Source organism: Salinimicrobium tongyeongense (assembly GCF_026109735.1).
Taxonomy (GTDB): Bacteria; Bacteroidota; Bacteroidia; order Flavobacteriales; family Flavobacteriaceae; genus Salinimicrobium; species Salinimicrobium tongyeongense.
Map to the genome: position 1 here is coordinate 2,426,660 of NZ_CP069620.1, position 21,961 is coordinate 2,448,620.

18 protein-coding genes are annotated in these 21,961 nt (G+C 42.5%); 3 read left to right on the forward strand and 15 right to left on the reverse strand.

All coding sequences use genetic code 11. From position 1 onward, the window contains the following. Positions 1 to 97 precede the first annotated feature (97 nt). From JRG66_RS10835 to JRG66_RS10845, 3 genes are all read right to left on the reverse strand, one after another. On the reverse strand, positions 98 to 838 hold the full coding sequence (locus tag JRG66_RS10835) for a hypothetical protein (protein WP_265162786.1): 741 nt from the start codon (positions 836 to 838) through the stop codon (positions 98 to 100). Between the two features lie 19 nt (positions 839 to 857). After that, positions 858 to 1,502 carry a hypothetical protein gene (locus JRG66_RS10840; protein WP_265162787.1) on the reverse strand — a complete coding sequence of 215 codons (645 nt, stop codon included), beginning with the start codon at positions 1,500 to 1,502 and terminating at the stop codon, positions 858 to 860. A 155-nt stretch (positions 1,503 to 1,657) separates the two neighbouring features. Continuing rightward, entirely contained in the window at positions 1,658 to 2,533 is an 876-nt protein-coding gene (locus JRG66_RS10845; RefSeq protein WP_265162788.1) for a diacylglycerol/lipid kinase family protein, read from the reverse strand. A gap of 64 nt (positions 2,534 to 2,597) precedes the next feature. On the opposite strand from JRG66_RS10845, the gene JRG66_RS10850 reads away from it, so the two are divergent. Further along, on the forward strand, positions 2,598 to 3,560 hold the full coding sequence (locus JRG66_RS10850) for an App1 family protein phosphatidate phosphatase (protein ID WP_265162789.1): 963 nt from the start codon (positions 2,598 to 2,600) through the stop codon (positions 3,558 to 3,560). A gap of 37 nt (positions 3,561 to 3,597) precedes the next feature. On the opposite strand, the gene JRG66_RS10855 is transcribed toward JRG66_RS10850, so the two are convergent. From JRG66_RS10855 to JRG66_RS10865, 3 genes are all read right to left on the reverse strand, one after another. Continuing rightward, positions 3,598 to 4,953: a M28 family peptidase gene (locus tag JRG66_RS10855; protein ID WP_371875309.1), complete on the reverse strand. Its 1,356-nt coding sequence runs from the start codon at positions 4,951 to 4,953 to the stop codon at positions 3,598 to 3,600. A 205-nt stretch (positions 4,954 to 5,158) separates the two neighbouring features. Then, the gene (locus tag JRG66_RS10860) at positions 5,159 to 5,425 is read right to left on the reverse strand and encodes a YtxH domain-containing protein (protein WP_265162790.1); all 267 of its coding nucleotides are present in this window, start codon (positions 5,423 to 5,425) and stop codon (positions 5,159 to 5,161) included. 142 nt (positions 5,426 to 5,567) lie between these two features. Then, positions 5,568 to 7,784, reverse strand: coding sequence for a bifunctional alpha,alpha-trehalose-phosphate synthase (UDP-forming)/trehalose-phosphatase (locus JRG66_RS10865; RefSeq protein WP_265162791.1), 2,217 nt, complete (start codon positions 7,782 to 7,784; stop codon positions 5,568 to 5,570). A gap of 95 nt (positions 7,785 to 7,879) precedes the next feature. Here JRG66_RS10865 and JRG66_RS10870 point away from each other — a divergent pair, with 95 nt between their 5' ends. Further along, positions 7,880 to 9,697 carry a glycoside hydrolase family 15 protein gene (locus tag JRG66_RS10870; protein WP_265162792.1) on the forward strand — a complete coding sequence of 606 codons (1,818 nt, stop codon included), beginning with the start codon at positions 7,880 to 7,882 and terminating at the stop codon, positions 9,695 to 9,697. Here the strand turns inward: JRG66_RS10870 and JRG66_RS10875 are convergent. From JRG66_RS10875 to JRG66_RS10910, 8 genes are all read right to left on the reverse strand, one after another. Further along, complete coding sequence (locus tag JRG66_RS10875; protein ID WP_265162793.1) at positions 9,645 to 10,712, reverse strand: mechanosensitive ion channel family protein; 1,068 nt, start codon at positions 10,710 to 10,712, stop codon at positions 9,645 to 9,647. The two genes, JRG66_RS10870 and JRG66_RS10875, sit on opposite strands and share 53 nt — an antisense overlap. Positions 10,713 to 10,830: 118 nt before the next feature. Next, positions 10,831 to 12,651, reverse strand: coding sequence for an acyl-CoA dehydrogenase FadE (locus JRG66_RS10880; RefSeq protein ID WP_265162794.1), 1,821 nt, complete (start codon positions 12,649 to 12,651; stop codon positions 10,831 to 10,833). Between the two features lie 59 nt (positions 12,652 to 12,710). Continuing rightward, positions 12,711 to 13,052 carry a four helix bundle protein gene (locus tag JRG66_RS10885; RefSeq protein ID WP_265162795.1) on the reverse strand — a complete coding sequence of 114 codons (342 nt, stop codon included), beginning with the start codon at positions 13,050 to 13,052 and terminating at the stop codon, positions 12,711 to 12,713. A 62-nt stretch (positions 13,053 to 13,114) separates the two neighbouring features. Further along, positions 13,115 to 14,308, reverse strand: a complete 1,194-nt coding sequence (locus JRG66_RS10890; RefSeq protein ID WP_265162796.1) for an acetyl-CoA C-acyltransferase — start codon at positions 14,306 to 14,308, stop codon at positions 13,115 to 13,117. A 44-nt stretch (positions 14,309 to 14,352) separates the two neighbouring features. Further along, positions 14,353 to 14,700, reverse strand: a complete 348-nt coding sequence (locus tag JRG66_RS10895) for a four helix bundle protein (RefSeq protein ID WP_265162797.1) — start codon at positions 14,698 to 14,700, stop codon at positions 14,353 to 14,355. Between the two features lie 47 nt (positions 14,701 to 14,747). Beyond that, positions 14,748 to 17,153, reverse strand: a complete 2,406-nt coding sequence (locus JRG66_RS10900) for a 3-hydroxyacyl-CoA dehydrogenase/enoyl-CoA hydratase family protein (RefSeq protein WP_265162798.1) — start codon at positions 17,151 to 17,153, stop codon at positions 14,748 to 14,750. A gap of 36 nt (positions 17,154 to 17,189) precedes the next feature. Next, the gene (locus tag JRG66_RS10905; protein WP_265162799.1) at positions 17,190 to 17,630 is read right to left on the reverse strand and encodes a MarR family winged helix-turn-helix transcriptional regulator; all 441 of its coding nucleotides are present in this window, start codon (positions 17,628 to 17,630) and stop codon (positions 17,190 to 17,192) included. A gap of 167 nt (positions 17,631 to 17,797) precedes the next feature. Next, positions 17,798 to 17,947 (reverse strand): hypothetical protein, encoded by a 150-nt coding sequence (locus tag JRG66_RS10910; RefSeq protein WP_265162800.1) that lies wholly within the window; start codon positions 17,945 to 17,947, stop codon positions 17,798 to 17,800. A 174-nt stretch (positions 17,948 to 18,121) separates the two neighbouring features. On the opposite strand from JRG66_RS10910, the gene JRG66_RS10915 reads away from it, so the two are divergent. Then, positions 18,122 to 19,093 carry a type I phosphomannose isomerase catalytic subunit gene (locus JRG66_RS10915; protein WP_265162801.1) on the forward strand — a complete coding sequence of 324 codons (972 nt, stop codon included), beginning with the start codon at positions 18,122 to 18,124 and terminating at the stop codon, positions 19,091 to 19,093. A 175-nt stretch (positions 19,094 to 19,268) separates the two neighbouring features. Here JRG66_RS10915 and JRG66_RS10920 read toward each other — a convergent pair whose 3' ends face one another. Then, positions 19,269 to 21,788, reverse strand: a complete 2,520-nt coding sequence (locus JRG66_RS10920) for a cellulase N-terminal Ig-like domain-containing protein (RefSeq protein WP_265162802.1) — start codon at positions 21,786 to 21,788, stop codon at positions 19,269 to 19,271. Positions 21,789 to 21,961: the final 173 nt, after the last annotated feature.

The following is a 21,961-nucleotide window of genomic DNA, read 5'->3' on the forward strand; positions in this document are numbered from 1 at the left end:
TACACCGGAGATCCCGTGAAGGTTTCTCAAGAATTTTCAAAATATGGAATACTTTCAACTTTTTAAAAGCCTCTGGTCTATTTACAGATGCGGTTTGTTATCTGCGATACTTGGTTTGGTCAAATTCTCCCCTGTCATAGAAAGAATCGTCTTCAGGGATTGTTCCGCCAGAGCGGCGATCGGAGTATTTTCCGGTTTCATTTCCGGTTAAGGCATCCCGGTCGCGATCTACAGTCCTTCGGTCGTCATCGGCAAGCGTGCCGCTTCTACCGGCTATCTTACCTTCTGCGTCCTGATTTTTATCGCGATCTGCTTCTCTCATCCTCCTTCTTTCTTCATCCAGATTATTTTGGCTGTTGCTGTCAAAATCCCGACTGTTTGTATCGTCGAAATCGCGGTTGTATGATTCCAGCACAACTACTTCATAGTCGCGGTCAATGTCATAACCTTTTTCATATCTTTTGGTTTCAGCAAAAGTGCGGTGGTCAATTTTGTTGGTGTACACAAATTTGTCATCCACGTTTAACCTTGCCATCCCTATAGGCAGGATGAGGTGGTTCTCACCTTCCCGGTTGATGAATTCGTGAACATTGCCCGATGCCGGTTTCCCGTAGGGATCGTGGTTGGCATCGATAATGGATTTATCTACTTCAATGTCTAAATAAACCACTCTCTTTTTTTCTTTGCTCACCAGGAGGTTGTCTACTTTTCCTACCACTCTGTTATCAACGTCTTTCACGGGCCATCCCCTCACATCTGGGTCATCGCTGTCAACTTTAAAGTCCGAAAGTTCGTTGAGGTAATATAAGTGCTTTCTATTGTCTTTTCTATCTGTCATAATCTCTCTTTTATTTGGTTTAGCTCATTTTTCTTAAAACATCCCCGGCCTCCTCAAAATACTCTTTGATCTGATCTTTTTGTTCAAGAGTTTGAGTGGAAGGGTTAATGTCCTGGGCTGCAGTTTTCAATTCATTTACATCTTCAGACAGGTTAGGAAACTGCTCCTGTTGCATTTTTTCTAAAATATTTGCCAGTTTAATCCCGGCGTCTTTAATTTTATTTGCGTGTGTCAACGCGCTGGGATCCTGCTGTATTTGCTGTGCATCCTGTCTTACCGACTGCATATCGGCACTAATGTCATAATTCATCTCATCGGCTTTTGCCTGCACGGCATTCATAAGCTCAATGATGGCATTATTGGTATACTCATGGTCAATACCCATTTTAGACTCATCTGCGATGTAGGCCAGGTAACCCGATACTCCCTGTCCTGTTGCAGACAGTGTGTCTTGGGCGTTGTCCCATCCGGTAGTATCTGTTTGTTCATCCCAGGTGTCCTGGTCTTCATCCCAGGTGGTTTCTTCTACCTGATCGGTTTGTAGATCATCGGCATCATTGTCATCATCGGCAAATACTAAAAAGTATAATATTGCCAGAATGACCAGAACCAGGATGATCCACGGCCAAATTGGTTTTTTCTTTTCGATCTTGATCTCTGCCATAATTCTTCTTTTTTTAATTAGTTAGATTGATATCTAAATTACTGATTTTGAAAGCCATTTTAATTAATAGCAGCCTAAAGTATTGTTAATTAAGCATTAAAACGCTTAATTAATTGCAATAATGCCAGTGTAGAAGAAGATAGGTAGAATTATTTTTAGGGAACCGCAATTTTTATTTTTACGGGGGAGATGCGGGCAGTTACTTCTTTTATATCGCCCCTGTACTCGCCGTCAATTTGGAAAGGAATATTTTTTTGGCTAAAGATTTTGGCCTCTACTGCCGAAATGATCTCGAGGAAATCTTCATCTAAATTTACGTGCTCCCTGAAGGTTTGTAGAATTTGGGGAATATTGAATTCCTTAAAGATCAGAATTTCAAACTTGCCGTCATCATACCTGCCATTCGGATTAATCTTTGATCCGGTGCCGTATTTTTTGGCATTAGCCACAGCGATAAGCACCGCTTTTCGGGAAATCTCCTTGCCGTCAACCTCTATTTTAAATTGAAATGGGAAATCACTTTTTATAAGAGTAGGAATAGACTGAATGAGGTAGCCAAGTTTTCCGCGGATGTTTCCTTCCTGATAGTTCTTAATTAAAGCTGCGTTGAGGCCAATGTCACTAATATGTAGGCATAGTTCATCATTGATGAGGATCGCGTCTATTAACCTGAACTTATTTCCCAGGGCAATGCGGGTTAATTCAGCATTATTCCCGTCAAGGTTGAGGTTCTCGGCAAGTCCGTTAGCCGAACCGGCAGGGAAGATCCCTATGGGAATGGAATCGTCGGTGAGAAGTTCAGCAATTAATTTGATGGTGCCGTCGCCGCCTACAGAAAGAATGCGCTGGGGGTCGTAATCTTCAATGATCGAAAACAAGGCTTCTTTATCCCCTTTTCCGGAGGTATAATAAATTTCGAGTTCAAGATTTCTCTCCGACACCTGCTTTTCTACTTCTTCAATAATGTCAGATTTATCCTTACCTCCCGAGATAGGATTGACAACCATTAAAACCCTGCTAAAATCGGCCATTCTATTGAGCTTGTGCTCAAAAATAACTAATTTGGGAAGGAAAGGCAGTTAAAAATAAACTAATATGAAATTGGACATTAAGCTCTATCGCGGCTATGTTAATGATCAGGAACTGGTGGTATTTGGGCATGTATTCAAATCTTGGGCACCAGATAAATATGAAATAGACCGCCGGGGCTACAGGCATGCAAAATCTGTCTATAAAATGTTCACCATCAGCCCCATCAAAAATGCCACTGTGCAGCTGAATTTTAAGGAGCTGGAAGTTGTTACCAAAACTACAGATGACGGTTACTTCAGGTTTAACCTTCCGTATAACAGATTTTTAGACAGCGGCTGGCATGAGTATTCCGTTTCCTGTAAAATAGGAGAAAAAGGAGTGGTTGAGCGGGGCGAACTGCTGAAGCCTTTCAAAAGTAAACTGGGAATTATATCAGATATTGACGATACTTTTCTAATTTCCCATACCCAGAATTTTTTCAAGAAACTCTACGTTATCCTTACCCAGAATATTGACAACAGGGAGGTTTTTGATGATGTGGTGCCACATTACCGGGCTTTGAGCCGTGCAGGGCAGGAGGAAGGGCAGTTCAACTCGTTCTTTTATGTTTCAAGCAGTGAATGGAACCTCTACGAATTCATTTTGCAGTTTGCCCGAAAACACGGCCTGCCAAAAGCCGTTATCAAGCTCAAAAGCATCAAAACCGGTCTTGGGGATTTTTTGTTTACCGGCAGGGGCGGGCATGACCACAAATTTATCAAGATAAAAGACATCATTTCCTTTTATCCTCAGCTTCAGTATGTGCTTATGGGAGATGATTCACAGCAGGATCCTCATCTCTACGAGCGGGTCACAAAAATGTTTCCCATGAACATTAGGGCAATTTATATCCGGCAAACTTCAAAAAGACAAAAATCGAAGGTTAAGGAGGTGCTGGAGAATATTGAAGATCTGGGAGTGGCTACCTGCTATTTTACCGATAGCGGTAAAGCCATTGCGCATTCAAAAAAAATAGGGATCGTGTGATCCCTATTCAAAAATGACATTTTGGAGAGGTAATTTTTTAAAATGTGGCCGATGGAAATACCACCACGCTTTCATTGCCGTTCTTTCCCACGCTTGAGACGCCAAAGAAAAAGTTGTCAATCACAATACCTTCCAGTGTAAAATTATCTACATCGCCAACAAACCTTGAATGTTGCCACTGTGGGGCAGTAGTGTCTCTCCAGTAAACTTTGTAACCGGCAACATTGTCTCCCGCTACTTTTTCCCATTTTAATTTTGCTGAAGGCTCAACGATACCCCCAATGGCAACCTCTTTTGGCGCAGGAGGCGCCCAGGCGAGGCTGGCCATGCTTATTGCATTTACAGCTGTGAGTTTTGCAGCATAATCAAAGTTCACGTGTTCAATAACATCGCCGTATTCAATGCCGTTTTCTGTACGTATATCCTGATGTTGCTGCGTGTAATTCTCGTGGGCTTCCATAATCCTGATCCCTGGAAAACCAAGGTCGTTGAAAGGGCGGTGGTGCCCGCCACGGCCAAACCTATCCAGCCTGTAGACCATCATGGGATTCATTTCGGGCATATAGGTTTCGGTGGTGCGGTGTACATATCGTGCAAGTTGTCGGGAAATTCCGTCTACTTCGCCGCCATAGAACCTCCTCATGGTTCTCTCGCGTTCAGTTTCGGTAGGAGGCACGGGTTCAGAAAAGATCCTGAAAGTGCGGTTGTCAATTACACCATCTACGCCTTCTATGTTGCCAATCATGTCATTATTGAGCACCCCAATAATTTCCCAGCCTTTGTCTTTTGCCATTTTGGCAAAGCCCTGGCCTCCAAAAAGCCCCTGTTCTTCACCCGACAGGCCTAAGTAGATAATGCTGTTCTCAAAACTGTATTTTGAAAGCACCCTTGCGGCTTCCATAACGCCTGCCATTCCGCTGGCATTGTCGTTAGCCCCGGGAGCATCTGTGGTAAAATCCATGGTATTGCTGGCGCGGGAATCTATATCGCCACTCATTATGATGTAGCGGTTGGGATATTTTGTGCCTTTTTGCACCGCTCCAACGTTTACCACCCAAGCATCTTTTGGAACGCGGTTGTTTCCTTCTTTGGTGACGAAGTCTTTCTGGTAAAAAACCTCCAGACACCCGTTGCAGTGGTTTGAAATTTCTTCAAAATCGGCTTTTATAAACCGGCGGGCAGCACCTATTCCGCGGGTATTAGAAACGGTGTCGCTAAAGGTGTTCCTGGTGCCAAAGCCTGCAAGGCGCCTTATATCGGCTTCGATTTCATCAGCCGAGACTTCTTCTATGATGTCGTAGATACGCATATCTACCTGTGGCGGGGCTGCTTTCTGGGCATAAGAAGATAGTCCGCAAAATAGTAAGGTGGCAAAAATGGCTTTTTTGAGCATAATTCTCTTTTAATTTCTGAAAAGGCAAAATAGTAAAAATAGGGCAAAAAAAAAGAGGCTGTTCTAAGAGCCTCTTTTACATTATTCTGAAGTTGTTGGTATCCTATTTCTGATAAGCAGCAGTATAGAACACCATAAAAAATCTTCATATAATATTTAAATATTTAAGCTTTTAAAGCAGCCTCTGGATTATTTCAGGAAAAATCTAGTAGATGATCTTATCATCCCCATTCATTTCTGTTTCCAGCTTTTTAGATTTTCCTTTAATTTTTGATTTTACGGAATCATACCGGTGCGAGAGGTTATCGCTGAGGTCATTGTATTTGTTCTTGGCCCCATAAAGATATTCGTTGCCTTTATCGGCAATATTTTTACGGGTCTCAGATCCCTTTTTTGGTGCAAATAGTAAACCTGCAATGGCGCCAACAGCGGCCCCTGAAAGTATGCCTGCTAAAATTTTTCCTGTTTTCATGTTGAGATTTTTCTAATTGATAATGGTTATTTTATCGAACTACTAAGATAGTCTATAAAGGTGATTTGCAGCGATTAGGACAGTTAAGGTTGATTTAAATTAAATATTAATTTTTACTGATTATTAACAATTTTGCCGTTATTTAGCGGGTAAGGCTTACAAACTGCTCAAGCAGTTCCCGTACTTCATCTACATCTTCTATGTAGTATTTGGCTTCAGTCTTGTTGCGTCCCACTTTTACGCTTACCGTTTGATCGGGGAGTTCGGTGAACAGGTACTCGTCTGTCCAGTCGTCTCCTATGGCAAATATGAAATCGTATTTTTCTACCAGCAGTTTATTGGCTGCCTTGCCTTTGTTGACGCCACTGTTCTTAATTTCGAGCACTTTGTTTCCCTGCAATACGGTGAGGCCGTGATTGGCGATCATGTCTTTTAGTACTGCTGAAAGTTCGTTTGCCCTCACTTCTCCCAGTTCGGGGTTTGCTTTGCGGTAGTGCCAGGCCAGGGAGAAATTCTTCTCTTCTATAAAGGTGCCGGGAGTGCGGTCTACATAAGTTTCAAGCACCGGCCGTACAGAAGCCATCCAGTTGTTGTTGAGGTTTTCGGTGAGCTGCCACTTTTCGTTGACAGGCCGGTTCCACACGCCGTGTTCAGAAATTAATTCTATGGGCACGTTTTTCCACCAGGTTCCAAGGGTTTCCTTGTCCCTTCCGCTTATGAGGACTACCCGGGTATTTTTTTGTTCTCCCAAACGGGTGATCAATTCGAGTAGCTCAGGATCGGGCATGGCTTCTTCGGGTTTATCGACAAACTTCCGAAGAGTTCCGTCATAATCGAGGAACAAAATGCGGCGCTGGGCTGCACTATACTTGTCAAAAAGGTCTTTTTTCACGTTCTCTGAAAGCTGTATTGCCTTAAATGCTTTTCTGGAACTTCTGGTTTCTTTCAGGCTTTTCATAAAATCTTTGGCCCATTTTTCTACGTTATATCTCTTGAGCCTCTTCTGAAGGATCTTATTGCGGCGCACCTGCTCTTCTTCGGGCATTTCGAGAGCCATTTTCATGGTGTCTACAATCTGCTCAAAATTATTCGGGTTGATGATAAGTGCCTCATTGAGTTCATGCGCTGCCCCGGCCATTTCACTCAGAATTAGCACCCCGGTCTGGTCTGTCCTGGTGGCGATATATTCTTTTGCGACCAGGTTCATACCATCACGGGTAGGGGTGATGAGCGCAACATCACTTGAGGTATAGAGGTCTATAAGATTTTCAAAAGGCATGGAGCGGTAAAAATACCAGATTGGCGTCCAGTTTATGGTGGCAAACCTGCCGTTGATGCGCCCCACCAGTTCGTCGATCTCCCTCTTTAGGAGCTGGTACTGCGGAACATTGGTGCGCGAAGGTACCGCCAGCATGATAAGCCGTACTTTTTCCTGGTACTCGGGGTATTTTTCCAGGAAGTAGCCAAAAGCCCGTATCCTGTTCGCTATTCCCTTGGTGTAATCGAGCCGGTCTATAGAGAGGATGAGCTTGGTATTGCGGGTAACATATTTGTGGTAATCGAGTTTCTTCTGAATATCGGAATTCTCGCTGCGGGGCTGGTTGAAATGTTCTTTTGCTGCGGTGCGGAATTTCTTATAATCAATTCCCATGGGAAAAGAATCGGAACGCACAATGCGGCTTCCTATATTCACGCTGTTAAAGTTGATGTCATACCGAAGTATCCGGTTTACAGAGCGCAAAAAGTGCCTTTCGTAATCGTAGGTATGAAAACCTATAAGATCGGCGCCCAGCATTCCTTTCAGCACTTCTTCCCTCCAGGGCAGGGTGCGGAACACTTCCGAAGAAGGGAAAGGGATATGGTTAAAGAAGCCTATGGTTACTTTGGGGTTTTTCTTCCTGATGTATTCGGGCAGTAACAAGAGCTGGTAATCATGCACCCAAACCACATCGTCGTCGTCGAGACGTTCAACTACAGCTTCGGCATATTTTTCATTTACTTGTTTGTAAGCCTCCCAGTGATCGGGCTGAAATTCGGTATATTCCATAAAATAGTGGAATAGCGGCCAGATGGTGCGGTTACTAAAACCGTAGTAGAATTTCTCAATTTCTTCAGTAGTCAAAGAAACAGGCACACAGGCTTGTTTCCTGGCTTCAGATTTGACTTGTTCTTCAAGACCTTCGGGAATATCTTCCGCAGCCAGGCCTGTCCATCCAATCCATATGCTGTCTCCCTCCTGGTGAAAACTTTTGAGTCCGGTAGCAAGCCCCCCAACGCTGGGTGTAACTTCTAATTTTTCATCTTCGGTAATATTTATTTGTAAGGGTAGGCGATTAGAGATAATTATTGTTTTGCCCATAGTAAATTTTAAGCGGGTTCTATCTTATTCATTTTGCTTAAATTTCCGAAATTTAAAATAAGTGCCCTACCTTTTTAAAAGAACTTTAAGACTAAATGGATACACTGGATTATGGATTGATAGGTAATTGTAAGAGTGCTGCGTTAATATCTAAATCGGGTTCGCTGGAATGGTGTTGTTTGCCCAATTTTAATTCGGCTTCGGTCTTTGCAAAGCTGCTTGATAAGAACAAGGGAGGCCATTTCTCTTTTGAAGTGTCCCCCGATTATACCATCACTCAAAAATACCTTCGGAAAACCAATATTTTATGTACCTCTTTTACTTCGGAAGCTGCAGCTTTTGAGGTGATCGATTTTATGCCACGGTACAGGGAAGACGACGGAGATTTTTACACGCCACCAGATGTGGTGAGGTATGTTCATCTTCTCAAGGGAAAACCTAAGCTGAAAGTGCATTACCAGCCCAGGCTTGATTATGCCCGGGAGGAGACCTTCACCGAGAACCATCCTTATTACCTGAAGAGCTTTACCAAAAAAGGCACTTACGACTCCCTTTATCTCTACACCAGTCTCGACCTTGATAAGGTGTTGCATGCCGAGGAAATTACGCTTGAAGACAATGCTTATTTCCTGCTGGGATATCACGAAAAACTGAGGGAACAGAACCTGGAAAGGACTTATTTGAAACTTCAGCGTACCAAGACCTACTGGATGAACTGGAGCGAGTCTACTACCAAATTCCCTCACTACAACGAAGCCATAAATCGCAGTGCGCTTGTCTTAAAGGCTATGAGCTATCAAAAAACCGGCGCTGTGCTTGCCGCTGTGACCACTTCTTTGCCCGAAACCATTGGCGAAGTGCGCAACTGGGATTACCGTTTCTGCTGGATTCGCGATGCCTCAATGGTCATAAAAGTGATGAGCAGCCTTGGCCACCGGGAATCGGCAGAGCATTTTCTGCAGTTTATCATAGACCTCATTCCCAATAAGAATGAAAAGCTGCAAATTATGTACGGCATCAATGGCGAAAAGGAGCTGACAGAACATATACTCACGCACCTTGATGGGTACGAAGGGTCAAAGCCCGTGAGAATTGGCAATGCCGCCTACATTCAGAAGCAAAACGACATCTACGGAATTTTGATGGAAGTGATCTACCAGCAATTCCTGAGATTTGAGACCAGCCTTGAGAACAGCGAAGAGCTGTGGACCATCGTGAGAGGTATTGTGCGGATTGTGGAGGAGCACTGGAAACAACCCGACAAGGGTATCTGGGAATTTAGGACCGAAGAGCGGCATTTTACCTTTTCAAAATTGCTGTGCTGGGTAGCAGTAGACCGTGCCGTGAAGATTGGGGAGATTCTTAGAAACGGGATCAATGATGAAAAATGGAAGCACCTGAGACAGGAGATCTATGACGATATATATCATCGTGGCTGGAATGAAGAGGTGCAGGCCTACACGCAGTCATACGGCTCCAAAGACCTTGATGCTTCTACCTTGTTAATGGAAGATTACGGTTTTATAAAAGCTAAAGACCCGCGGTATATAAGCACCGTAAAGGCCACAGAGAGAGAACTCAGCTATAACGGGTTGTTATTCAGGTATAAAAATAAAGATGATTTTGGGACTCCTTCTTCGTCTTTTACCATTTGTACTTTCTGGTTTATAAACAGCCTATACAAAATTGGAGAAAAGGAGAAGGCAATGAAGATGTTTGACCAATTGCTGTCTTACAGCAACCACCTCGGGTTGTTCAGTGAAGACCTTGACTTTAAAACCAAACGTCTTTTAGGGAATTTCCCGCAGGCCTATTCCCATTTGGCGCTCATTGAAACGGCAATGAATTTTTCCCAAAATATCACTTCGGAAGCGAACCTGAAGGCCCTTCTTGACGAGGAAGCTTTTCTTTGATCTCGAGACGTGTACGCGGTAGACTGTCGGGGTAATTTTCCCTGATAAACCTGAGGAGATTTTCCCTGACAAATACCCGTAGGTCCCAGGCAGTAGAAGCATCTTTGGCACTCATTAAGGCCCGTAGCTCCATGGTTTTTTCGGTGACATTGGTCACCTGTATGACGTTGACTTTCCGGTCCCACAATTCGGTGGAGTTCAGTAAACGGGTGAGTTCTTCTCTCAGCTTGTCAATGGGCAGGTAGAAGTCGGTATAGATATAGACCGTTCCCAGGATGTCTGAAGAATTTCGGGTCCAGTTCTGGAAAGGTTGTTCAATAAAATAGGTGGTAGGCAGTACCAGCCGCCTTTTATCCCAAATCTTTACCACCACGTAAGTGAGCTTTATTTCTTCAATGCGCCCCCATTCCCCTTCAACAATAACCACATCATCTATTCGTATGGGTTGCGCAATGGCGATCTGGATACCTGCAAAAATGGTTCCGAATACTTTTTGAGCTGAAAGGCCCAGCACAATTCCGGCAATTCCTGCCGAAGTCAGAATGCTCACCCCAATTTCTTCCACCCCGTCAAAAGTCATTAAGGCTATTCCCAAGGCGAAAAGAACAACAACAAAGATTGCAATCCTCTCAATGATATTAAATTGTGTATAGAATTTGCGGGCGCGTAAGTTGTTTGCCGTGTTTACATCAAACTGCTTTAAAAACTGGTTTTTGGCTATTCTTATTGCAACTACAATAAACCAGGTAAAACTGAAGATTAGCAGTATAGACCTTATTTGCTGAAAAAGGTCTACCTGGCTTTCATTGGTGATGATTTCGCGGTTAATGAGCCCCGCCTGGATTGCCACTGCAATAAAAAGTACAATTATGGGCACTTTTAACCTACTCGCAATATTATGTGGTAAAATATTTCCGGGATCCTTTCCGAGTTTTTTCAGAAGAAAATGTACCAGAAAGTAAATAACGATTAAAGCAAGTAAGAAGAAAAGGATGTGTCTCGTGCTGTCTCCCATAGTTTTTTCTTTCCTTTCAAGCTATAAAATGGACGGGGAATAAGCTGTTAAAAAAATACCAAAAGAAAAAGGCCGCCCGGGGCGACCTTCATCAGATTTAATTGATGCAAATTTTAAGTTAGAAAGGATACTTGTTTTCTGAAATTACTTTTTCTGCAATAGTCTTGCGCAACTCTACCACGTTTGGCTGGTTTTCATACTTTGTAAACCTCTTAAGCCCCATCAACATCATTCTTTGTTCATCACCTTCGGCAAAAGAAACGATTCCTTCCTTGGCTTTTTGAGTAATAATGTCAACAGCGTGGTAAAGGTACAATTTTGCCATTGCAATTTGCTCTTTTTGAGTATCGGCACCAAAACGCTTCACGTTTTTCTCTGTTCGTAAAATGGTAGATTCTGCCATATATATCTCTATAAGGATATCTGCAGAAGCTAAAAGCAATTGCTGGTGGTCTTCAAGCTGTGGCCCAAATTTTTGAACTGCACTACCGGCAACCATCAGGAATACTTTTTTCAGCTTTTTGACCATTTCTTTTTCTTCAGCAAAAAGTTCAGAAAAATCGGGTTTGTCAAAAGATGGGATCCCTGTAAGTTCTTCCCCCACTTTGGTAGCAGGGCCCAGCAGGTCTACATGGCCTTTCATGGCTTTTTTAACAAGCATCCCTACGCAAAGCATACGGTTGATCTCGTTAGTTCCTTCGTAGATCCTGGTGATACGGGCATCCCTCCATGCAGATTCCATAGGTGCATCGGCAGAGAAGCCCATTCCTCCAAAGATCTGTATACCTTCATCTGTACAATTCTGAAGATCTTCGGAAGCTGCAACCTTCAAAATAGAACATTCAATGGCATATTCTTCCACGCCTTTTAATTCGGCTTCCTGGTGGGAATTACCTTCGGCCTGACGTATAGAAATCCTGTCTTCAATATCTTTTGCAGCACGATATGAAGCCGACTCTCCTGCGTAGGCTGAAGTTGCCATCTCTGCAAGTTTAGACTGTATGGCACCAAACTGGGAGATAGGAGTTTTGAACTGCACCCTGTCGTTAGCATATTTTACAGCTGCGTCTATAGACCTTCTCTGGGCGTCAAGACAGGCTCCTGCAAGTTTAATACGGCCCACGTTAAGGGCGTTCATGGCAATTTTGAACCCGTTTCCTCTTTCTGAAAGCATGTTTTCTACCGGCACCTTGGTCTCATTGAAGAATACCTGGCGGGTAGAGGAGGAGTGGATCCCGAGTTTCTTTTCCTCTTCCCCAAGAGAGATGCCGTTAGGGTTCTCACGGTCGTATTCTACAATGAATCCGGTGATGTTCTTGTCGTCTTCGATACGGGCAAAAACGATCATCATGTCACAGAACCCTGCGTTGGAGATCCACATTTTCTGACCTGTGATGCTGTAGTATTTTCCGTCTTCAGAAAGAACGGCTTTTGTTTTTCCCGAATTGGCATCACTACCAGCTCCCGGTTCTGTCAAAGCATAGGCGCCAAACCATTCTCCTGTAGCGAGCTTCGGAAGGTATTTTTTCTTTTGTTCTTCGTTTCCGTAGAGGGTAATGGGCAGTGTCCCAATTCCTGAGTGGGCCCCAAAAGCAGTGGAAAAAGATCCCGTAGCTCCCGAAATATAATCAACTACCAGCATGGTAGTGACAAATCCCATACCCAGACCGTCGTATTCTTCAGGCACCGAAACTCCCAAAAAGCCCATTTCGCCGGCCTTTTCCATCAGCTCTTTTGTGAGCTCGTAATTTTTCTTTTCAAATTCTTCCCTTTTGGGCATTACTTCACGATTCACGAATTCCTGTACGCTCTCGCGCATCATTTTCTGCTCATCAGAAAAATCTTCGGGCGTGAAAACACTTTCTGCACTGGTTTCCTTTACCAGGAACTGCCCCCCTCGAAGAAGGTCTTTTTTGTTGCTATCTGTTTGTGTGCTCATTTTACTATAATATTATTATTAAAAATTTATGTATTGAGTCAAGAACCAAGAATCAAGAGTCAGGACTTTTTATCCAGACCATCAATAAAACCGGAGATCATTTTTTGAAGTTCCTGTACTTTTGTTTCCAGTTGTCGAAATTGATGCTCATTAATATACTTCTCGTTATAAGCAACTATTAACTGCGTTTCCCATTCAAAAGCAGAACCCAAACTACTGTCCAAAAATTGAGAAAAATGTTTATCTGTTTTTTTACTTGTTCCTTCTGCAATGTTAGAAGGAATTGAAACTGCACATCTTATAAGTTGAGTAACAAGGTTATATTTTTCTATGTCGGGAAATGTTTTCACCATTTTATATGTAATCTGGACCAGGTTCATTCCCTCTTGCCAAATCTTCATCCTTTTAAAATTGTGCCTGCTCATATTTCTCTTGCCTCTTGCCTCTTGCCTCTTGTTTCTTTTTAAGAAAGAAACTCAAAGACTCCCGCGGCTCCCTGTCCTGTACCTACGCACATGGTTACCATTCCGTATTTGTTTTTAAGGTCACGTTTGCGCATTTCATCAAACAGCTGTACCGAAAGCTTGGCCCCAGTACAACCCAGCGGGTGGCCCATAGAAATAGCTCCCCCATTAGGGTTCATGCGGTCCATATCCAGTCCGAGTTCACGAATTACTGCTAAAGACTGAGATGCAAAGGCTTCATTAAGCTCGATCAACTCCAGGTCATTCAGCTGAATTCCTGCCTGTTTTGCGGCTTTTGGAATAGCGTGTACTGGTCCTATCCCCATAATTCTGGGTTCAACACCTACTGCGGCGTAGCTCACCAGTCGGGCGACAGGTTCAAGGTTAAGTTCCTTCACCATTTCTTCACTCATTACCATGACAAAAGCGGCACCATCACTCATTTGGGAAGAATTACCGGCTGTAACGCTTCCGCCTTCGGAAAAGACCGGGCGCAGCTTGCCTAAAACTTCCCGGGAAGTATCGGCTCGTGGTCCTTCATCTTTGTTTACGGTATAAGATCGGGTTTGTTTTTTGCCGTTTTCATCAACATAAGTTTGATCTACTGTAATAGGCACGATCTGGTCCTGAAAGCGGTCTTCTTTTTGGGCTTTTAGAGACTTTTGATGAGAGTTGAATGCAAATTCATCCTGGTCTTCCCTTGAAACCTTGTATTTTTGAGCAACTGCTTCCGCAGTTAATCCCATTCCCCAGTAGTAATCTTCTTTTCCGGCTTTTGCCAGTTTGTAATCTGGTACAGGTTTATACCCTCCCATAGGGATATAGCTCATGCTTTCGGCTCCCCCGGCAATGATGCAGTTGGCCATCCCACTTTGGATTTTGGCAGTGGCTATGGCAATGGTTTCAAGGCCTGAGGCGCAATAGCGGTTTACGGTCATTCCCGGCACGTCTTCAGTGTTCAACCCCATAAGAGAGATAAACCTACCAACGTTAAGTCCCTGTTCGGCTTCGGGCATGGCATTTCCCACTATCACGTCATCGATGCGTTTTTTATCAAATTCTGGCAGCTTATCCATCATAAACTGGATAGTTTCTGCCGCTAACTCATCTGGCCTTTTAAATCGGAATACCCCCCGTGGTGCTTTTCCCACTGCAGTTCGGTATCCTTTTACGATGTAAGCTGTTCTATTCATTGTATATTGTATTTTGTATAATGTATAATGCCTTTTTGTAGTAGTTACAATGTAGATTGCAGTTTAATAATCATGTTCTGAATATGATGAACTTCTTTTTCGAAGTATTCAAAATCCTGCTCCTGGATGAAATTAAGATTTCTGCAAATAATCAATTGAGTTTCAAATTCAAATGCAGATCCTAAGGCCAGTCCGAGAAAATTGGCAAAGTCCTTATTGGTTTTGCGCCCACAACCTTCAGCAATGTTAGAAGGAATGGAGACTGCAGATCTTCTTATTTGTGAAGTAAGACCATATAATTCCTCTTTTGGAAAAGCAGCACTTTTTAGGTAGGTTTCCGTAACAAGGTAAATTGCTTTGTGCCAAACCTTTAACTCCTTAAAGTAATTCATAATCACAACAGTTTTACAGTATACAATCTACATTATACACTATACGATTAGTTTCTCAATGGTTTCCCCTTCTGCAACATGTGCTGCAACCTTTCCAGGGTTTTTCTTTCTCCTGTTAAGGAAAGGAATGCTTCTCTTTCCAAATCGAGCAGGTATTGTTCGCTCACGTAAGAGTTTTCAGATAAATCGCCCCCGGCCATCACATAGGCGAGTTTGTTGGCGATCTTTTTGTCATGTTCGCTTATGTATTTACCGGCGAACATTTGATCTGTCCCTACATAAAAAGCACCAAGAGCTTGTTTTCCCAGTACTTTAATATCAGTTCTCTTCACAGGTTTGGTGTAGCCGTTTTCAGCCATGAGCAGCGCGTGTTTTTTAGCAATTGCCAGCTGGCGATCGGGATTTACCACTACGATATCTTTTCCTTTCTGAAGAATATTCAGGTCGTAGGCCTCGTAAGCTGAAGTGGAAACTTTTGCCATTCCTATGGTAAGGAAATGTTCGCGAAGTCGGTTCAACTCCACATCATCTTTCTGGAAGGTATCGGCAGCACGCAGGGTCATTTCCTTGGAGCCTCCACCGCCGGGAATTACCCCAACTCCAAATTCTACAAGTCCTATGTAAGTCTCGGCTGCAGCGACAACTTTATCTGCGTGTAATGAAAGTTCACATCCACCACCCAAAGTCATAGCGTGTGGTGCTGCAACTGTTGGAATAGAGGAGTAGCGCATTCTCATCATGGTGTCCTGGAAATATTTTATAGCCATATTGAGCTCATCATATTCCTGCTCAACAGCCATCATAAAGATCATTCCTATGTTGGCGCCTACCGAGAAGTTTTTTCCGGTGTTGGCAACTACCAGTCCCTGGTATTCTTTTTCAGCAAGATCAATGGCTTTATTGAGTCCGTCAAGAACATCTCCGCCAATAGAATTCATCTTACTTCGGAATTCCACATTCAAAATACCGTCACCCAGGTCTTCTACCACAACCCCGCTGTTGCTAAAGACTTTTTTAGACTCCCTGATGTTATCCAGAATGATAAATGCATCCTGCCCCGGAATCTTTTTGTATTCCTTAGCCGGAATATCGTAATACCAGGTATTGCCGTCTTTAACGGTATAGAAGCCTTTATTTTCTTTTTCAAGCATTTCGTTCACCCAGGCTGCAGGCTCTTTACCTTCAGCTTTCATGATCTCGATACCTTTTTCAACACCAATGGCGTCCCAAATCTCAAACGGCCCATGTTCCCAGCCATATCCGGCTTTCATGGCGTCATCTATTTTGTAGAGTTCATCGGTAATTTCAGGAATTCTCTTGGAGGCATAGGCGAAAATAGCAGCGAAATTCTTTCGGTAGAAGTCCCCGGCCTTATCTTTACCGTCAACAAGTACTTTAAACCTTTCCGATACCTTATCAATCGTTTTCGTTAATTCAAGAGTAGCAAAATTTGCCTTTTTTTGCGCCCGGTACTCAAGAGTATTAAGGTCAAGTGACTGGATTTCACTTGAACCATCGTCTTTTTTAATTTTTTTGTAGAAACCCTGTCCGCTTTTGCTTCCAAACCATTCATTCTCGACCATGGTGTTAATATAATCGGGCATGGCAAAGAGGTCGTGTTCTTCATCTGTAGGCACTCCTTTGTGAAGGCCTTCAGCAACATGCTTTAGGGTGTCAAGCCCCACAAGATCTACAGTTCTAAAAGTGGCAGATTTTTGCCTTCCTATAACTGGACCTGTAAGTTTGTCAACTTCTTCAATAGTAAGGTCTAGCTCTTTCACCATATGGAAAAGGCTCATGATACTGTAAGTGCCAATCCTGTTACCAATAAAGGCCGGAGTGTCTTTTGCGACTACAGAAGTTTTACCAAGGAATTTCTCACCGTATTCATTAAGGAATTCCAGTACTTCTTCGGAAGTGTCTGGCCCCGGAATAATTTCAAACAGTCTCAAATATCGCGGCGGATTAAAGAAGTGGGTTCCGCAGAAGTGTTTCTGAAAATCTTCACTTCGGCCCTCATTCATTTGTTGAATAGGTATCCCTGAAGTATTGGAGGTGATCAATGTTCCCGGTTTGCGGTGTTTTTCAAGATTGTCAAAAACCTGCTTTTTAATATCCAGGCGCTCCACAACAACCTCCATGATCCAGTCAACTTCAGATACTTTTGAGATATCATCTTCCAGGTTTCCGGTTTTAATACGATTGGCAAAGTCTTTATGATAAATAGGAGAGGGCTTGGATTTTAAAGCATCCTGCAGCGCCGTGTTTACAATACGGTTCCTCACCTGTTTGTCTTCCAGGCTAAGACCCTGTTTTTTTTCTTTTTCGGTCAGTTCCCGGGGAACAATATCCAGTAGTAGCACCTCTACGCCAATGTTGGCGAAATGGCAGGCAATACCACTTCCCATTATCCCCGAACCTATAACTGCAACTTTGTTGATTCGTCTTTTCATGTTGTTATTTATTTTGATAATCGCCTGAACGATTTTTTATGATTCATTGTAAATTTTACGCGTGGCAATAAGATCCATGATTTTTGAAGCTACCTCAATAAACTTATCGAGATCTTCTTGAGGGATTTCATTTCTTACCGCCTGGTCAAAAGTAAGTACCACTTTCTTAGAATAATCGCGCATCTCTTTTCCAAAATCGGTGAGGTAAATTAATACACTACGCCCGTCTACCGGATTTTTCTTCCGCTTTATGAGACCTTTGTCCTCCATGGTTCTAAGGGTTCGCGATAAACTGGTGGCTTCCATTCCCATTTTTGGGCCCAGGGAGGTAGAAGGGGTGCCCTCCTCGGGATCTATACTCAAAAGAGCAAAGCCTGTAGCCATTGTACTTCCTTCTTTTCCGGCCTCTTCATTGTACATTTTGGCAATAGCAATCCAGGTCGCGCGAAGGACGTAATCAATGGTTTTTTCTTTCATACAATTTCAAAGTTAAGAAAATTTTATTATGCACGCATAGCAAATGAAAGAAAATTATTCAGGTAGTTAATCACGGGTCTTAAATTTATTAGAAAAATGCAATAAAAGAGCCGCTATTAGCCATGTTTAACAGCAATTTTAATAGTTGTTGTGTAATGCTAATTAGATCATTCCATTCGTTTGCTCAAGTGAAACCAAAAATCGTGAAGAAAAAGTTTTATAGCAGCATCATTTTTTTCTTCCAGCAAGGCTGGTAGTTGTTTTTTCTCCAGGGCAAAATCGATGAGCAATGCGGCTTCTGCACTGGTCAATTCCATAGTCCCCAGGAGGTAAGGGTTGTATCGGGTCTCAAAAATGCCATTTTCGCTGTTCTTTTTCGCTCCTTATATTCAGGGGGGGATTTCCGTGAAAAATTAAAGGCTTCTTTTGTCTTTGCTGAAGAATAAGCTGCCGGTGGAATTTTTATCTTTGTAGGAACAAAAGAAACACAAATGCTTAATTACCCTATAAAATTCGAACCCATCCTGAAAGAAAAGATCTGGGGTGGAAACAAGTTAAAGAACATATTAAATAAAAACAGCAGCAGGGAAGATCTTGGTGAAAGCTGGGAAATTTCGGGTGTGAAAGGTGATATTTCTGTAGTGCAAAATGGTGCTCTAAAAGGGCAGACGCTAAATGCCCTTTTAGAGAAGTATAAAGATGGACTTTTAGGCAAGAAAAACTTTAAGAAGTTTGGAGCTGAATTTCCCCTGTTGATCAAGTTTATTGATGCCAAGACAGAGCTTTCGGTGCAACTTCATCCGCATGACGATATCGCCAAAAAACGCCATGATTCCTTCGGAAAAACTGAAATGTGGTACATTATGCAGGCCGATGAAGGTGCAGAGATCAACGTGGGCTTCAAAAAGAGCATTTCCAAAGAAGAATATCTGGAGCATCTTAGCTCTGGTAAGATCACAGAATTGCTGAACTTTGAAAAAGTGCAAAAAGGCGATTCATTTTTTATCAACACCGGGAAGGTTCACGCCATTGGTGCGGGGGTACTTCTGGCTGAAATTCAGCAAACTTCGGATATAACCTACAGGATTTATGACTGGGACAGGGTAGATGCCGAAGGGAATTCCCGAGAACTGCACACCGATCTTGCACTTGATGCAATAGATTTTGAGAGAAAAGATGATTTTAAAAGAGGTTATGAGCGGGTTGAAAATCAATCGACCAACATTGCAAGTTGTGAATACTTTACTACCAATTTTCTTCCGGTGAAGGGGAGAGTGGCAAAAGATTATTCTCAGCTCGATTCATTTGTGATTTACATGTGTGTAAGTGGCGAAGCTGAAGTAAGTGTGGATGATAATTCAGAAAAAATAGTTCAGGGGCAAACCCTGCTTATTCCGGCTGAAAATAATGAGGTGCAAATAACTTCAGAAGACGCAGAGCTGCTCGAGGTTTTTGTGGAATAACATCTACGGCGATGGAGAAATAAAATCAGAATAAGGGAATGGCTGAAAATTCAATAGTATAGAGATTAAATTAGGTTGATTTCGAATAGTTGCCCACACTCCTGCCATTTCCAGGAGATGTGGGCAGATCTAAATTTAAGTTTTATTCTGAAAATTACCAGATTAGGTATTTACTTTATTTTTTTGATAGAATCATGTTTTTAAAAGCAGATCCAAAAATCAAGTAACTGGTGTTTCCGCCAATGGTTCCCTCATTTTGTCCCCATAGAAATGGCCAGTCGTCGTAATTTTCAAAATGGTCGGGTTTTCTGAATAATATTCCGGGAGCAACATTACCGGGAATAAATGAAAAATCGGCCCGGTTATTTCCGTAGAAGACTTCTTTTGGGCGGGCTGCGCCAAGCGTTGCCACCAGTGAATAATTGTGATAGGGATGCTTTCCAAACAGCCAGTCGGTAGTTTTGAAAGCATGACTTGAGTCAATAATATCGGGGAAATGTTTATTGGCAAAGCTAATTGTGGTGCCAAAGTTTACGATAATGCCACTTCCTGCCCAATTGCCGAGGCCAATAGGTACTCCATAAGGGTTACTGTTTTCGAGCTCGTTGATGTAGTCTTTATATTTCACCACATAGGGGCGCAGCTTTTCTTTGTAGGATGCATCCATATGCGGTATTCCATGTAGGGCGGTTAATATTACAAAACTCACGTTACGATCAAGGGCAGGCCATAAAAGTTCTTCAAATCTTTCGACATACTGTTTTTCACCTGTAGAGATGTAGAGTTGGAGGTTTGTGGAGATATCTGCTACAGATGCCCATTCTCTACTTGTGCTATCCTGTGGCTGTTTAGCCAGTAAATCTGTTGCCTCTTTTAAAAGTCTTTTGGATTGGAAAAGTGCTCTTTCAGAAAGATCGTCATTATATCCTTTAAGCGCCCGGCTTGCTGCAGCAAACATAGTTGCAGCTCTAAGGTCCAGACTGGGGTTACGGCTGGTAAAGGCCCACATGTCATCTTTAACTCCGCTCGATTGGCCGTCAGCAGCTACTTCGTACGGGCCAAGATCAGCATTATAGGGAAGTCCATCGGTTAGAGAAGCTGCGTCACCCAGGTGGTGGTAATTATAGAGTACAGAATTAGAAAGTGTTTGTGCCATATGGCCAATGATCTCAGCCTGGGCGACCAGGTTCAAAGTTCCATGTTCTATAAACTGTAGAATATCAGGAGTGCCATCAGGGCGATGCAGAACAACATGCCGCGCTTCCTGATCAACAAAAGTCTGATCGCGTAAGGGTTTAAAGTATTCCCAGGTCTGTACAAAATTCTCCACTACACTAATGTTTGAATGTGTCTCAATATCAAAATCACCAGCGTCAAAAAAGCCACCTACATTTAATCCGGGGATTAATTCCAGTCCTTCGTATTTTGTATCTGTGGTAGGTCCCTGATCATGAAGGTCAAAATGATCGGTATTTGGGGGTGCTTGTAGGTAACCGTCTTTAAATGGTTCTCCATGCCAAACCCTATAGCCCTCCTTTACAAACATGTGGTTCATATGAATCGGAATCCATATATCGCTAGTGGCATCAGTGATTTTATCATAGACGCTATTGTTTATGATAAAATTGTTGGTTTTGAAATTGCCGTATTGTATATAATATATTCCGGGAGAATCAACCTTTGAAAAGTCAAATTTGACGTAGTGGTATTTATAATAATCACCCCAGGATTCTATTTTGCCGCTAAATACTTCAGTAGCCTTACCGTCTTCTCCTATTTTATATATGGAAGCTTTTTCAAGAGGTTCGTCTTTCTTGTCGAGCTCTATCACAGCGACCTTCTCTTGCGCAGGAAGATATCCTACCTGAGAAAATCCTATGTTAGGTTCTCTTACCCAGTCTTCAACTGCATTTGGTTCAACAGTCCAGGTTAAAACTTTTCCTGTTTTTCCTTCAGGAAGAAGGCTTCGCACTACAAACCATCCGTTTTGAGCAAGCACACGCCCGTCAAAAAGCATTAAATCGGCATTATGCGATTGGATTTTCACCATACGTGAAGGTTCTTCGGGTGCTATTAGAAGGGTGCGCCCTGTTTCTAGAGGCAATGGCTCAATATATTCCCCCGTTCCTCTATCATCGTAAGTTTTATAACCTTTAAATTGTTTCAGCTTTTCACTATGAGGTGTTGTAGTGCTGTTACCTACTACATATCTGGGAAATCGATTGATTCGTCCATCCATTAAGTAAGTTTTGGACCAATACTGAGAAGGAAGGAATTCAAGGTTGAAACCGGCTTTTCCTTCAAGTTCTTCGGGAACAGGCTTATCGAGATATACAGAGATCTCCACTCCTTTTCCTTTAGCAGAAACAACTACTCTCGATTCAAAATTGTAATCTTCATAGCGCAATACAGACTCCACACTTTGGGATTCACGATTTAGCTTTCGGGTGGGTATTGCCGGAACCAGATCCCACTGTTCAGGAGTATTTGATAATCTTACAGCACCACCCTGAGCCGTTCTTACCCCGTGATGAATCAATTCTATGCCTGCAGTTTTTTCATCGTTGAAACCTCCTGTGAATAAATTATTGTACACTAATATATTCACTCCCTGTGTTTCAAAGTATTCGAGCTCGTTGAGCTTTAATTCCTGGCTATAAACATTAATAAACCTTCCAAATACTAGTAGTAGCACTAACAAAATTTTGATTCTATTCATCCTGACAATATAAATTACATAAATACACAACGTGAAGTGTAAATATAACACATTTAATTTCACGTTCGTAAAATATTCAGAATTATAGATTTATGGCTGCTTTAATAAGGCCCTGTAAATTAAAAAGGATATAAAATTCCGGCTACTAA